This is a genomic window from Pseudomonas protegens (assembly GCF_003732485.1).
In the GTDB taxonomy this organism is placed as follows: Bacteria; Pseudomonadota; Gammaproteobacteria; order Pseudomonadales; family Pseudomonadaceae; genus Aquipseudomonas; species Aquipseudomonas protegens_B.
In genome coordinates, this window is the sequence record NZ_MOAK01000079.1 from 84,819 (window position 1) to 99,372 (window position 14,554).

Here is a 14,554-nt window from a genome sequence, read left to right on the forward strand (position 1 = left end):
CGACGGCCGCCACTGGTGGTGCCAGGGCTATTCGGAACCCGGTGCCGGCTCGGACCTGGCCGCAGTGAAAACCACCGCCGTGCGCGACGGCGATCACTATGTGGTCAACGGCCAGAAGACCTGGACCACCCTCGGCCAGCACGCCAACATGATTTTCTGCCTGGTACGCACCGACCGTGAAGCCAAGCCCCAGGAAGGCATCAGCTTCCTGCTGATCGACATGGCCAGCCCCGGGGTCGAGGTACGCCCGATCATCACCCTGGAGGGCGATCACGAAATCAACGAAGTCTTCTTCACCGACGTGCGGGTGCCGGTGGCCAATCGGGTGGGGGAGGAACACAAGGGCTGGACCTGCGCCAAGTACCTCTTGACCTACGAACGCACCAACATCGCCGGGGTCGGCTTGTCCATGGCGGCGCTGCAACGGGTCAAGCAGTTGGCCGCGCAACGCACCCGCAATGGCCAGCCGCTGCTGCAGGACCCGCAGTTCGCCGCCCGCCTGGCCCGGGTCGAGATCGACCTGGCCAATATGCAGACCACCAACCTGCGGGTGATCGCCGCCGTGGCCGGCGGCGGTGCTCCCGGTGCGGAAAGTTCGATGCTGAAGATCTGCGGCACGGAAATCCGCCAGGAACTGAGCGCGCTGCTGCGTCGGGCCATGGGCCCCGAAGCCCGGCTCATGCCGGATGACGCCAACGCCCAAGCGCTGGACACCGGTCCCGGGTTCGCGGCCAGTGCCGCGGCGCAGTACTTCAACAATCGCAAGCTGTCGATCTTCGGCGGCTCCAATGAAATCCAGAAGAACATCATCTCGAAAATGATTCTCGGGCTCTGAGGGCGCGCACATGAACTTCGAACACAGCGCAGAACGGCGCATGCTCGCCGACAGTTTGAATCGCTTCATCACCCAGCAATACAACCTGGAAAAACGCCAGCAGAGCCTGCAGTCCGACCTGGGCTTCAACCCCGATATCTGGCGCCAGCTGGCGGACCTGGGAGTCATCGGTGCCCTGTTCAGTGAAGCCGACGGCGGCTTCGGTGGCGACGGCTTCGACCTGGCCCTGGTCTTCGAGGCAATAGGCCGCGGACTGCTGGTGGAACCTCTGCTGGGCAGTGCGGTACTGGCCGGCGAGGCCATCGCCAGCGCCGGCACCGAGGCACAGAAAATGCACCTGGGACCAATCATCGACGGCAGCCTGATCGCCGCCCTGGCCCATGAAGAACCCGGCAACCACTATGCAACCAACCGGGTCGCCTGCCGCGCCGAGGCGGACTCTGCCGGCTGGCGTCTGGACGGTATCAAGAGCATGGTCCTCAACGGCCGCCAGGCCGGGTTGCTGGTGGTCGCGGCACGCACGGCCGGCGCCCTGGACGATAGCCAGGGCATCTCGCTGTTCCTGGTGCCGGCGGACACCCCGGGCCTGGAGATCCAGGCCTGCCCGACCCTCGACAGCGGCCCCGTCGCGCAGGTGCGCCTGCACCATGCAAAAGTGCCGGCACAGGCTTTGCTGGGGCCCTTGCATCAGGGCCATGCGATCCTCGAACGGGCCATCGGCCGGGGCCTGTTGGCGCTCTGCGCGGAAGCCCTTGGCGCCATGGAAGTGGCCAAGCTGGCGACCCTGGACTACCTGCGCACCCGGCAACAATTTGGCCGCCCGATCGGCAGCTTCCAGGCGCTGCAGCATCGCATGGCGGTGTTGCTGCTGGAGATCGAGCAGGCGCGCTCGGCGGTGATCAACGCCGCTGCCGCCCTGGACGCCGACCGCCTGACCCGCGAACGCAGCCTGTCGGCAGCCAAGGTCAGCATTGGCCGCATCGGCGCCCTGGTGGCCGAGGAATGCATCCAGCTGCATGGCGGTATCGGCATGACCTGGGAGCTGCCACTGGCCCATTACGCCAAGCGGCTGGTGATGATCGACCACCAGTTGGGGGACGAGGATCATCACCTGCAACGCTATATCGCCCTTGGCCAAGCACCGACCCCATGAGTCTCTCGGGCTGGCAACCACAGGCCCTGGCCAAAAGGGCGGCAGGTGTCGCCGCCTTCCTGGCCCGGAGCGCAGCGTGCCCCATCACGCTGCGCTGATGGCCCTGCTGCACTGAGTCCCCGCCCCTGCTACTTGCCTCCTCAATGGCCCCGCCTCGCGGCAGGGTCAGGAGCGGTCGCGTCCGGGGCTTTTCCACGGCCGCTCCGGCACCGACCCAGCGCAGCGTTTCTCACTATAAAAACAACAAGACCGGTGAACACCATGCACTCCACTTCCAACCCCTGCTTGCCCTTGTCCACCCTGGTGGGCGGCTGTGTGCTGCCGCTGATGTGCCAGGCGCAATTCATCGACGACAGCCAGTTGACCCTGGGGGCTCGCAACTTCTACATGAATCGCGATTTCCATGGCAACCGCCCGCCCCAGAACAAGGCGCAAGAATGGGCCCAGGGATTTGTCCTGCGCTACCAGTCCGGCTTTACCCAAGGCAGCGTCGGCCTGGGGGTGGATGGGCTAGGCCTGCTGGGCATCAAGCTGGACTCCGGCGGTGGCACCGCCCATACCGGGGCACTGCTGGTGGACCGCAATGGCGATGTGGCCGACCAGTACGGTTCTTTCGGCCTGACCGCCAAGGCCAGGTTCGCCAGCAGCGTCTTGAGCACCGGCATCCACGAGCCGCTGCTGCCGGTCGCCTTTCGCAATGACACCCGCCTGCTGCCGCAAACCTTCAAGGGCACGCAACTGGTGTCCAACGATATCCAGGATCTGACCCTGACCCTGGGACGCTTCGACAGCGTGCGCCAGCGCAACTCCACGGACCATGAGGACCTGCAGATGATCGCCCTGGCCCGCAACGGCCGGCAGGTCGCCGGCGGGGTCGCCAGTGACAGGTTCACCTACAGCGGAGCCAGCTACAGCATCAGCCCCGAGCTCAAGGCCGGTTACTTTCATGCCCAACTCAGGGACAACTACCGACAGCACTACGGCAACCTGACCCACACGGCAGCCCTGGGTAAACGCCTCTCGCTGAAATCCGAGCTGCGCTACTTCCAGAGCGCCGGCCTGGGTCGGGCCGAGGTCGACAACCGCAATCTGGGACTGATGCAAACCCTGTCCTATCGCGGCCACGCCCTGAGCCTGATCTATCAGGACCAGAGCGGTCGCAGCGGCATGCCCTTTATCAGCGGCACCGATCCCTACGGCTTCAACACCTCGACCTACAAGTCCTTCGTCCATGCCGGGGAGGACTCCTGGCAGGTGCGCTACCGCTATGATTTCGCCGCCCTGGGACTGCCCGGCCTGAGCCTGATGAGCCGCTATGTACGCAGCAATGAATTCACCCTCGGCCAGCAGCAGGCCCGGGAGCGGGAGCTGGATACCGACCTGGCCTATGTGATCCAGAACGGCGCGCTCAAGGACCTGGGGCTGCGCTGGCGCAACGTGGTGTATCGCGCCAAGCATGCCGCCAACGTGGATGAGAACCGGCTGATCCTCGAATACAGCCTCAAGCTCTGGTAGTCGGGAACCCCGGAAACGACGCTGCCGGCAAGTGCCGGCAGCGCTATCAAGCCGCAGCGACTCAGAACACCTGGCGGCCAAGCCGTTGGCAAGCGTCTCGATACTCCGCGGCCAGACGCTCCACCAGCGCCTCGGCGGCCGGCACCGCGTCCAGCACGCCGATGCCCTGGCCGCAGCCCCAGATCTCCTTCCAGGCCTTGGGGCGCTGCCGATCCGCGCCGAAGTTCATCTGTGAGGGATCACTGCCGGGCAGCGCCTCGGGGTCCAGGCCGGCCGCGGTCAGCGAGGCTTTCAGGTAGTTGCCGTGCACCCCGGTGATGAGGTTGGTGTAGACGATGTCCTCCGCCCCCGACTGGCGGATCATCTCTTTGTAGGCCGCTACGGCGTTGGCTTCCTGGGTAGCGATAAAGGCCGAGCCGATATAGGCCAGATCGGCTCCCAGGGCCTGGGCCGCGAGGATCGAACGGCCCGAGGCAATGGCCCCCGAGAGCAGCAGCGGGCCGTCGAACCACTGGCGGATTTCCTGCACCAGGGCAAAGGGCGACTGGGTGCCAGCATGGCCTCCGGCACCGGCCGCCACCGCGATCAGGCCATCGGCGCCCTTGTCGATGGCCTTGCGGGCAAAGCGGTTGTTGATCACGTCGTGCAGCACGATGCCACCGTAGCTGTGCACCGCCTGGTTGATCTCGGGACGAGCCCCCAGGGAGGTGATGATGATCGGCACCTTGTGCTCCACGCAGACCGCCATGTCCTGCTCCAGCCGGTCGTTGGAGCGGTGCACGATCTGGTTCACCGCGAAGGGCGCCGCGGGCCGGTCCGGGTGCAGCCGATCGTGCTCGGCCAGGGCCTGGGTGATCTGCTCGATCCACTCCGAGAGGCGCTCGGCGGGCCGGGCATTCAAGGCCGGAAACGAACCGACGATGCCGGCATTGCACTGGGCGATCACCAGTTCGGGGGTGGAAATGATGAACAGCGGCGCCGCCACCACCGGCAAGCGCAAACGCTGGGAAAGGATGTTGGGCAAGCTCATGCTCTGGCTCCTGTGCCAATGGCGAGGGGGGTCATGATCCGGCCAGGGCCGTCACGGTTCGAGGGGCTCTGGCGGTACGCGCGGTGATCAGTACCAGCACGCCGGCCAGCAGGTACATCACGATCCCCAGGTACATGCTGGAGACATGTCCGCCGGTATGGCTGTTGATCACTCCGTTGAGCCAGGGCGTAACCGCCGGCCCGAGGTTGCCCAGGCTGCTGATAAAGGCGATGCCCCCGGCGGTGGCCGCCACCGACAGATACTCGCTGACCAGGGCGAAGAACAGCGGAGTACCGGCCTTGATTCCCACGTAGGCCACACACAGGGCCGCCACTGACATCAGCAGGTGGCCGTTGAGCAGCGTGATGATCGCCAGGCCGAACGCCGCGACGGCCATGCTGCCGACAAAGTGCCAGCGGCGCTCACGCTGCTTGTCCGAGTGCCAGCCAATCAGCACCATGCCGCCGATGCCGACGATATTGGGCACCGCCGTGATCAGGCCCACCAGCAGCAGGTCCTGGGTGCCCCAGCCCTGGATCAGGCTCGGCATCCAGAACACCAGCATGTAGGTGGCGCCCAGGAACATGAAATAGGCCAGGGACAGCAGATAGATCTTGGGGTCGCGAAACATCTGCGCCAGGCTGTCCTGGGACTTGTGCCGGGCATTCTTCAGGTCCTGGGCCATGTCCTCCTTGAGCAATCGCTGCTCCCTTGAACTGAGCCACCCGGCCTGTTCCGGGCTGTCCTGCAAGTACAGAAAAGCCACCACCCCCAGCACGCTGGCCGGCAGGCCCTGGATCATGAACATCCATTGCCAGCCGTTGAAGCCGGCCACGCCATTGAGGTACTTGAGGATGCTCCCCGAGACGGGGCCGGCGATCAGTCCGGCGACGGCGGCGGCCGTCATGAAGATGGCGATCACCTGCCCGCGGCGCGGTGCCGGAAACCAGTAGGTGAAATACAGGATCACCCCCGGAAAGAACCCCGCCTCGAAGGCTCCCAGGAGAAAGCGCAGGATGTAGAACTGCAACGGTGTGGAAACGAACATCATCGCCGCGGCCACCAGCCCCCAGCAGAACATGATGCGCAACAGGGTCCTGCGCACACCGCTGCGCTTGAGCATGAGGTTGCTGGGGACTTCGAAGAGGAAGTAGCCGATGAAGAAGATCCCGGCACCCAGGCCATAGACCGCGTCGCCAAACGGCAGTGTCTGTTTCATCTGCAGTTGGGCATAGCCGATATTGACCCGATCGAGGAAGGCCACCATGTAGCAGAGCATCAGCAGCGGCAACAGGCGCCAGCGGATCTTCGCGTACAGCGAGTCCAACTGCTGGGCTAAGTCAGGTGAAGCGTGCGGATCTTGGACTGTTATTATTTTTGTAGTCATTGTCGTCTCCGGCGCAGTCGTTGGTTAGTGCATCAAGGGAATCGCTGTTCAGGGGTTGATGGCCTCGCGCTCCTGGAGCACGCGCCACATGACTTTGCCGGAGCCGGACTTGGGCAGGCTGTCGACGAACTCCAGCAGCCGCGGCACTTTGTAGGCGGCCATGTGCTCGCGCGCCCAGGCGATGATCTGCTCCGGGCTGGTGCGGCCAACGGCCTCGCTGCGCAGGACCACCAGAGCTTTGACGGTTTCTCCGCGGTAGGCATCCCGGGCCGCGATGACACAGGCTTCATGCACCGCCGGGTGCTTGAACAGCAGGGCTTCCACCTCCGCCGGCCAGACCTTGAAACCGCTGCTGTTGATCATTCGCTTGAGGCGATCGGTGAGAAAGAAGTACCCCTCTTCGTCCATGTGCCCAAGGTCGCCGGTGCGCAGAAAGCGCTTGCCCTCGAACTCGACGAAAGCCGCCGCGGTCGCCTCGGGGTTGCGCCAGTAGCCTTTGAACAGCATCGGACCAAAGGTGATGATTTCCCCCACCTGGCCCGGCTCCAGTTCCTTGAGGGTCAGTGGATCGACCACCCGCGAGTCCACACCGAAGAACGGCATGCCCAGGCATTGCAGCTTGGCCCGCTCGGGCGGGTTGCCATGGCTGGCGGCGGCGGTTTCCGTGAGCCCGTAGCCTTCGAGAAAGGTCAGGCCGAACTCCTCCCTCAGGCGCTGCGCCACCGCCTCCGGCATCGCCGCTCCGCCGCCGTTGATATGCACCAGGCTGGACAGCTCGAACCCCTGGTAGTTGGGGCTGGCGAACAGGTCGATGATCATGGTCGGGATGCAGGTCCAGTGAGTCACCCGATAACGGGAAATCAGCCGTCCGGCCAGCTCCCGGTCCCAGCGCGGCATGATCACCGTGCTGGTGGCGTCGAACACCGCCCGCAGGACAAAACACACCAGGCCGGTGATGTGGAAGAACGGCACCACCCCCAGGCCCACCGACTCGACGGTGGACTGGGTCCAACTGCCGCTGACCGCATTGCTCATCAGGCTGCGATGGCTGTGCATGCACCCCTTGGGATGGCCGGTGGTGCCCGAGGTGTATTGCAGCATCGCCAGGTCGTCGGCCTGGGCGCTATGGGCGCCGGGGCTCAAGCAAAGGTCGAGCACTTCACGCCAGTGCAGGTAGCCCGTGGCCAGGGGCGGTTCGCTGCGCAACCAGGCATCGATCTCGGGGCTGGGGGCTTCCGCCGGGTGCATGTCCGCAGGCGCCGGCATGGCATCGCTGTAGCGGGTCACCAGCAGTTCGCGCAACTGCTGCTCGGGGGCCAGGGTGGCATTGGCCGCCTGGGCAATCGGCGCCAGGTCCGCCGCGCAGATCAGCACCCGCGCCTGAGCATCGGCGAGCTGATAGCTCAACTCTTCCACCTTGTTCATCGGGTTGACCGGCACCACCACCGCGTTCGCTCGCAGGATGGCGTAGTAGGCGACGATGAATTGCGGGCAGTTCTGCAGGTACAGCGCCACCCGATCACCGGACTCGACGCCCACGCTCTGCAACCAGCCGGCCAGAGCCAGGGCTTGGGCACGCAAGGCCGAAAAACTCAGTTCCCGACCGAAGAAGCGATACGCCACTTTGTCCGGGTAACGCTGGGCGGCCACCTCCAGGTTGAACCACAGCGACGTGGCCGGCACCGTCAGCGCCAGGGGCAAGCGTTTGGGCCAGACACGGTGATGGGGACGCTGAGTACGGGTAGTGGACATGGAGCCTCCTTCAAGCCCTGGATTGATCGGGATATAGCCACCGGACCGGGTCGATCCTGCCCCATGCACCCGGTTCATTTCAATCACTTATATTTCGCTGTGCGAAATATCATTCCATATTGACCGGTAGATTATTCGCTGACATTCTGCATTTCAACGTGCAAATGCCTGTGCGAAACACAATCAGAAAAATCACTGTCTGCCGGTCATGGGCGACACCCGCCGCCCACGACACGGACCAGGACCTGACCCCAAGGGCCATCGCCTATGAGTGCCGTACCTGACGCGCCGCTACTGCAAGGTCTGTTCAGCGGCTTCGCCGCCCACCTCGGCCTGGACCTGCAGGAATACCAGCAGGCGCAGACCGTCATCGCAGTCACCGTCCAGCCCCATCACCTCAACCAGGCCGGCAATCTGCACGGCGGCGTCATCGCGTCCCTGGCCGATACCGCCATGGGCATGAGCGGAACCTGGCACGCCGACCCCGAGCAATGGCGGCTGGCCCTGACCCTGTCGCTGAACATCAATTACATGGCGAGCACGCCACCGGGGACCGAGGTCCGCGCCGTGGCCCGCACCCGAGGCGGCGGCGTGAAGATCTTCATGGCCAGTTGCGACCTGCTGGATGCCGAGGATCGACTGCTGGCCAGCGCCGAGGGCGTGTTCAAGCGTGGCCGCCTGCGCCTCGATAGCCGCTAAGGCGGCACGCTGCCGACTGCGGATCGACCAGGGTACGAGCACCTGACGAGACAGGTGCCTGCCTGGCGCAATAGGGTTCAGAGAGGGAATCGTCGATTTCAATTCAAGCGGTTCCGGGATAACATTTTTCCCTTGTTTCCAAGAACCCGCTGTGTGGTCAACTGGCATTGCGCCCGGCACCAGCCCCTACCGGAAGACCCCATGCACGACCCGAACGACTCCCCGGAACAAGCGCCCAAAGACCGCAAGTTCGTCGAAGCCCTGGCCCGTGGCCTGGAAGTCCTGCGGGCCTTTACCCACGGTCACGCGGTACGTGGCAACCAGGACATCGCCCGCATCACCGGCCTGCCCAAACCCACAGTGTCGCGCCTGACCTACACCCTGACGCAACTGGGCTATCTCAAGTACAACCAGGACCTGGAGAAGTACCAGCTGGATTCGGCGGTACTGGCCCTGGGTTACGCCTACTCCGCCAGCCTGCGGGTGCGCCAGTTGGGCAAACCCTTCATGGACGAGTTCTCGCGGCGCACCAACACCACGGTCAGCCTGACCTGCCGCGATCGCCTGTCGATGATTCACGTGGACAGCAGCCGCCCGCCGGAAGTGGCCAGCCTGCGCATGGAGCCCGGGCTGCGCCTGCCCCTGGCCACCAGCGCCGCGGGACGTGCCTACCTGGCCGCCACGCCGAAAATCGAACGTGACCATCTGCTGCGGGAAGTGGCGAAAAAAGTCGGCGATGAATGGCCGGCCCTGGAAAAGTCCCTGGAGGACTCCTTCCGAGAATACGAAGCCTTTGGTTTCTGCCTGTCACTGGGAGAATGGGACCGCAACGTCAATGGCGCCGGCGTGCCGCTGCGCCTGGCCGACGGCAGCATCATGGCCCTGACCTGCGGCGCCCCGAGCTTCCAGCTGTCCAGCGAAAAACTCGAAAGCTCCCTGGCCCACCAGTTGGTGATGCTGGCCCGGGATCTGGAAAGCCTCGGCGTCTGAGGCGGTCTGCGCCGTTGAATCCCGGGATCAAGCCCGGGAGATGTTCAGACACAACGAAAAGACCCCTGATCCACAAGGGACACAGGGGTCATGAATCAAGCGCACAGAGACAAGGGGGTAACCCTGAGCCCCAAGGTACCAATGACTTCCCGCTACGGCAGGTACGGTCGATGGTGGCCCGGGCAGCACACTGCGGATACACCGAGTGTTGGCATGGCGTATCCGCAATCTGCAAGTTCCGCTGTTAGCGACTACTCGTCATCGAGTGACGAACCCCGACCTCATCGACGCCAGCCAGTGGTACCTCCAGTGCTCGGGGATCAACCAGATTAAAAAGACAGCGTCCCGCGGTTGGCGCCTATCACTTTGCCCACCTGGCTATAGCTGCCAGCGCGTACCTGACCCGTGCTGTTTGACTTGATGACCCGGGATTTGTTCTGCCCGATCAGCCCCCCCACCGTACTGCCATGGTCTGCGGAGACACTCCCTGTGGCAGTCGCGTTATCAATGACGCCACTGTTGTGAGTACCAACCAGACCGCCAGCAATGCTGTAGGAACCGGTCCAGACATTACCACGGGCCTTGACCGAGCTCAGGTTCCCATCGTTGTAACCGATGAGTCCGCCAATGTTTCCGTAGTTCTGACTAATTACAACGCCTGAAGCTTCGGCGACGCGGACCTGGCCCTGACTGTTTTTACCAATCAAGCCGCCAACGTTTGCACTGCCGCCTTGCGACTGGACTGAACCACTGGCCTTGACATTCTGCAGCAGGCTGTTTTGGTTCAGACCCACCAGACCACCCAAGGTGGCGGCTCCGAAACCGACGACCTGGCCACTGGCCGACGAGTCCTTGATAACGCCAGACTGATTGACGCCAATCAGCCCCCCTAGATTGGTTTCTGCATAACCGACTACGCTTGCCGAAGAGTGAGAGCGCTCAATACTGCCGCCTCGGTTGTTGCCCACCAACCCGCCCAGATTCAGGCTTTGGGAGTAACCCCGGTCACCGCTGTTAACGGTACCTGCAGTTGAAGAGTCGGTAATGCTTCCTTTGTTGTTGACGCCAACCAGCCCGCCTACACCGCCCAGTTCTCCGAGGGCATAGGGATTACCGCTGCTGATGCTCACCTGAAGATCGCGGGTGCTGACGTTGGCAATCTTTCCGCTGTTGAGCCCGACCAAACCGCCGATGGCGCTGGAGCCGGAAGTATAGGTTGGACCGTAGATGTTCATCGAAGCGAGCTTGAGATTGCTGATACTGCCGGACGAACTGGCGAACAGCCCCCCATGGGTGCCATTGCTGTTGACCGTGAAACCGCTGAGGGTGTTACCCAGGCCATCGAAGATTCCGCTGAAGGTCCGATCGCCGCCAATGGAGGTGAGATTGCCTCTGTCATTGATGGTGTTCCCCAACACGTAACGACCAGCCAGGCCCTGGTCGATCGCCTGCAACTGCGCGGCATTCTGAATGACGTTGTACGCTGCGCCGTTGGCATCAAAGCCGGCATTGTTACCGGACAGCGTGACGTTTGCATTCTGACCCAAGGCAAATTCACCACCGTGGTTCATCCCGAGGCTGCTGTTGTTCCCGGTCAGTTCGAGCTGGCTGTTGAGCTTGATGCTGTCCTTGGCATTCAACTCAACCCGGGCATTGGCGCCCGTGCCTTTGAGACTGCCATTGATCTGAATGCCCTTGACCGACGAGAGGGTCAATTGGTTGCCGCTGTTCCAGGCGACTGAGTTTTTCACCAAAACTTCAGCTCTACTGCTGGCCAGTTCGACGTTGGTCGTGGCCAGGTTGCGTGACAGGGTATCGGCATGAATGGTGTCGCCGAAAATCGCCGGGGTCCCGCCCACCCTGGCCTCCAGGCTCGTGATCTTCCAGCTCCCCGTTTGCCCGTTGCTAGCCTGAGTATTTACCTGGGTAGACCCTTGCACCGTGGTAAAAATGCCCCGAGTCTCGATCAGCCCACCATCCCCCTGGGTACCCAGGGCGTTGGCCGACAGTGAGCCACTGACGTTGACCAGGCCGGAGTCGTTACCATCCAGGATGATCCTGCCGGCGTTTTGCAACAGGGTATTGGCTTCGATGGTGCCTTGGTTGTTGACCACCGTCTGCAGCACCATGCCGGCGTTGGCAGTCATCAGTACCTGTCCGCCATCGGCCTTGAGCAGGCCCGTATTGTTCGCCAGGGCGTTGATCGCGGCGGCATCCACATGCAGATCCAGCAGGTTGTTACCGTCAAGGCTAACGGTGAAACCGCTGCCTGCTCCCAGCGCCACGCTGCCTTCCTGCGCTTTAATACTGCCATCGTTGCGAACCTTCGCCCCCAGCAGGGTGATGCTGCCGGCGTCAGTCGCGGTGATGGAGCCCTGGTTGACGATCTCGGCTGCTGAAGCCCCCGAAAACTTGTAATTGCCAGCACTGAAATCGGCATCAGTGATGTTCTGGGTCGAAGCTATCAGACCGCCGACATTCACTTGCGCGCCCTGGCCGAAGACCACCCCGTTGGGGTTGATCAGGAACACCTGGCCGTTGGCATTGATCTGCCCCTGGATATTACTGCCGTTGACACCGACGACCCGGTTCAAGGCTATCGAGGTGCTGGAGGGCTGGTTGAAGGTCACCGATTGATTGGACTGAACACTGAAATCCTTCCAGTTCGTGATCAGTTTGTTCGTGTGCTGATCGATGGACATCTGCTGGCCCTGAGTAGAAATATCAGCGCTCCCGGAGACCACCTCTGCACCTGTCGGCAAGGCGAAGGCCGAGGGCAACCCGGCCAATGCCAGGAGACCGGCTGCAACCACGATCCCCCCCTTAGCTGAACCAGAACGACGGCGACGAGCGCCTTCGTGAGCCACATTCCAACACCCTTGGGCCTGGTTCCATACCAACGCGTAAATCTTGTTCATGAAGACTCCTTTTCGACTCATCAAAACCCTGCAAACCTTCGCAAGGCGACACAACATCTACCCGAGCACAGCGGCTCAGGCAGAAACACGGCTAAGCACCCACGTAACCTCGGGCCATGCATTGCACCCGTTGCATCGGATCGCTCCGGAAAAAATGCCATGCAGCAACGGCTGACTGCCGACGTTCGAGACAAATTGTGTGTGTGCCACGCCAGTGGCCTTGACGTTGCTCAGGACACCATTCTGGTTGAGCCCACCAGGCCACCCATACCTACCGGCGCCTGACTGCCAACGGAACCCCGACCCGAACATTGGTTGAGAGAGAGAACCTGTTCTGCCAACAGAAGCGGTTCACGATATAGAAGAAGTGATGGATTTAAATCAGACCCACACCGACGCGAGCATCAGGAGTTTGCTTAGTAGAAGAGAGAAGCGTCCTACTGGACAAAAATATCAATCGGCTATAAATCCTCCGCAACCACGGAGGCTGCCGCAGCGCTCACCTTGCAACGCAGAGGCTCACCGGCAAAGCAGTGCAAGCAACCGTACAGCCGCGTGCTCCACACTAACCGCGCACAACAAAAACCCCGCCAATCGATGATTGCCGGGGGTTTCATTTGTATGGGCCGCTCCCCTGCAAGGAAATACCATCGAGCAGACCAAATACCGAAAAACGCGTGATTGGCTGCCGCATCGGCTTCTCATGCAAGGAACCATCGTTCACCGGGTACGCCATGTATTGGTATGACGTACCCGGAGTTTGTCTACGGTATTAGCGGCAACTCCTCATCAGTTACCCGCCACGCTCTTGATGTTGCCGTAGGACGAAGACAGGCGTATCTCTCCTCGGTCGACCCCCGCCAAACCACCAAGGACAGCATAGCTACCACCACTTACGTGACTGCTGGTGAGTGAGTTGACGACCCGGGATTGGTTTTCTCCTACCAGGCCTCCCACCTTGCTACGCAAGCCTCCATAGACGCTCCCTTTGGCCGATGCAGTATCGATGAGACCACTGGCATGGGTGCCCACCAGACCGCCGACAGCACTGTTACTCTCGCCTCGGACGCTTCCGCTGGCCGAGACCGAGCGCAGATCACCCGCGTTGTAGCCGACCAGACCGCCAACATGACTGTTGGAACCGCCGTATACATCGCCTCGTGCCTCGGCGTATTTGGTGATACCGCCAGTGTTGTGCCCAATGAGTCCACCAACATAGGTGGAATCCACGGCAGCTACCAGGCCAGAGGCTTCGGCACCGCTGATCTCACTGTCCACGTTCTTGCCGACCAGACCGCCAACGTTAAAGCTATTTTGTCCATAGTTCTCACCGCTGGCCCTGACGTTGCGCAGAACGCTGTTCTGGTTGAGCCCCACCAGACCACCAGCGGTGTCAAGCACTAGACCAATCACCATTCCGCTGGCTGACGAGTCTGTGATCAAGCTGGAGTTGTTGAGACCTACCAACCCCCCTACGTTGTTGCCAGCCCCCCCAAATACTATGCCCGAGGCGTTGGAGCCCACTATGGTGCCGTCCTGGTTGATACCCACCAGGCCACCCAGGTTCCGGTAGGCGTAGTCACGACTGCCACCCAACCCAATCTCTCCCGAACTTGAAGAGTCAGCGATCGAGCCGCTCTGGTTGATACCCACCAACCCGCCTATACCCACCAGAGCATGGCTGTTCATGGTGCCCCTGACATCGACACCGGCGCTGCTCTGGATCACTGAGCCCGTGTTCAGGCCCACCAGGCCACCGGCTGCCGAAGTTAAGGTATTGCCAAGCACCACACCGGTGACTGACGCAGTATCGATGGAACCGCCGGAGTTGATCCCCACCAGCCCGCCGACCACGTTGTCCTGCCTGCTCTTGGCATTCACTTGCAGATCGCTGGCGCTGACGTTGGCAATGCTCCCGCTGTTGCGGCCGACCAGGCCACCGACCGCACCGGAGCCGGTGGCAGACATCGCACCGTTGATGGTCAACGAGGCCAGCTTGAGGTTGCCGATGCTGCCGGACGAGCTGGCGAACAGTCCGCCATCGCTGCCGTTGCTGTTGATCGTCAAACCGCTGAGGGTGTTGCCCAGGCCGTCGAAGATGCCACTGAAGGCCTGCTGGCCACCGATGGAGCTCAGGTGCGCACTGCTGTTGATGGAGTTGCCCAGGACGTAGCGACCGGCCAGGCCCTGGTCGATTGCCTGCAACTGAGTGGTGTCTTGAATGACGCTGTAGGCTTCGCCGTTGGCATCGAAGCGGGCCCCGTTGCCGGACAGC

Annotated in this window: 10 protein-coding genes; 5 read left to right on the forward strand and 5 right to left on the reverse strand. The window is 62.4% G+C overall.

From position 1 onward, the window contains the following. From BLX41_RS21170 to BLX41_RS21180, 3 genes are all read left to right on the forward strand, one after another. On the forward strand, nt 1-835 hold an 835-nt coding region (locus tag BLX41_RS21170), incomplete at its 5' end, for an acyl-CoA dehydrogenase family protein (protein ID WP_259745055.1). Between the two features lie 10 nt (nt 836-845). Further along, entirely contained in the window at nt 846-1,988 is a 1,143-nt protein-coding gene (locus BLX41_RS21175) for an acyl-CoA dehydrogenase family protein (protein ID WP_123726465.1), read from the forward strand. A 261-nt stretch (nt 1,989-2,249) separates the two neighbouring features. Further along, the gene (locus tag BLX41_RS21180) at nt 2,250-3,503 is read left to right on the forward strand and encodes an OprD family porin (RefSeq protein ID WP_259745056.1); all 1,254 of its coding nucleotides are present in this window, start codon (nt 2,250-2,252) and stop codon (nt 3,501-3,503) included. Nucleotides 3,504-3,564: 61 nt separating this feature from the next. Here BLX41_RS21180 and BLX41_RS21185 read toward each other — a convergent pair whose 3' ends face one another. From BLX41_RS21185 to BLX41_RS21195, 3 genes are all read right to left on the reverse strand, one after another. Next, on the reverse strand, nt 3,565-4,533 hold the full coding sequence (locus BLX41_RS21185) for an NAD(P)H-dependent flavin oxidoreductase (RefSeq protein ID WP_123726466.1): 969 nt from the start codon (nt 4,531-4,533) through the stop codon (nt 3,565-3,567). Nucleotides 4,534-4,564: 31 nt separating this feature from the next. Then, complete coding sequence (locus tag BLX41_RS21190; protein WP_259745057.1) at nt 4,565-5,860, reverse strand: MFS transporter; 1,296 nt, start codon at nt 5,858-5,860, stop codon at nt 4,565-4,567. A gap of 108 nt (nt 5,861-5,968) precedes the next feature. Continuing rightward, nucleotides 5,969-7,672, reverse strand: a complete 1,704-nt coding sequence (locus BLX41_RS21195) for a long-chain fatty acid--CoA ligase (protein ID WP_123726468.1) — start codon at nt 7,670-7,672, stop codon at nt 5,969-5,971. A 267-nt stretch (nt 7,673-7,939) separates the two neighbouring features. Between BLX41_RS21195 and BLX41_RS21200 the strand changes: the two genes are divergently transcribed. Both BLX41_RS21200 and BLX41_RS21205 read left to right on the forward strand, forming a co-directional pair. Continuing rightward, nucleotides 7,940-8,371 carry a PaaI family thioesterase gene (locus tag BLX41_RS21200; RefSeq protein ID WP_123726469.1) on the forward strand — a complete coding sequence of 144 codons (432 nt, stop codon included), beginning with the start codon at nt 7,940-7,942 and terminating at the stop codon, nt 8,369-8,371. A gap of 201 nt (nt 8,372-8,572) precedes the next feature. Beyond that, complete coding sequence (locus BLX41_RS21205; RefSeq protein ID WP_123726470.1) at nt 8,573-9,361, forward strand: IclR family transcriptional regulator; 789 nt, start codon at nt 8,573-8,575, stop codon at nt 9,359-9,361. 329 nt (nt 9,362-9,690) lie between these two features. Here the strand turns inward: BLX41_RS21205 and BLX41_RS21210 are convergent, their stop codons facing one another. Both BLX41_RS21210 and BLX41_RS21215 read right to left on the reverse strand, forming a co-directional pair. Beyond that, on the reverse strand, nt 9,691-12,279 hold the full coding sequence (locus tag BLX41_RS21210) for a two-partner secretion domain-containing protein (RefSeq protein WP_123726471.1): 2,589 nt from the start codon (nt 12,277-12,279) through the stop codon (nt 9,691-9,693). Nucleotides 12,280-13,068: 789 nt separating this feature from the next. Then, the coding region (locus BLX41_RS21215) for a GLUG motif-containing protein (RefSeq protein ID WP_311197567.1) at nt 13,069-14,554 on the reverse strand (1,486 nt) is incomplete at its 5' end.

Bases quoted from the DNA above. Each gene is read 5' to 3' on its own strand.
- BLX41_RS21195 (WP_123726468.1), bottom strand. From the start codon at position 7,672: ATGTCCACTACCCGTACTCAGCGTCCCCATCACCGTGTCTGGCCCAAA.
- BLX41_RS21185 (WP_123726466.1), bottom strand. From the start codon at position 4,533: ATGAGCTTGCCCAACATCCTTTCCCAGCGTTTGCGCTTGCCGGTGGTG.
- BLX41_RS21180 (WP_259745056.1), top strand. From the start codon at position 2,250: ATGCACTCCACTTCCAACCCCTGCTTGCCCTTGTCCACCCTGGTGGGC.
- BLX41_RS21175 (WP_123726465.1), top strand. From the start codon at position 846: ATGAACTTCGAACACAGCGCAGAACGGCGCATGCTCGCCGACAGTTTG.
- BLX41_RS21205 (WP_123726470.1), top strand. From the start codon at position 8,573: ATGCACGACCCGAACGACTCCCCGGAACAAGCGCCCAAAGACCGCAAG.
- BLX41_RS21200 (WP_123726469.1), top strand. From the start codon at position 7,940: ATGAGTGCCGTACCTGACGCGCCGCTACTGCAAGGTCTGTTCAGCGGC.
- BLX41_RS21210 (WP_123726471.1), bottom strand. From the start codon at position 12,279: ATGAACAAGATTTACGCGTTGGTATGGAACCAGGCCCAAGGGTGTTGG.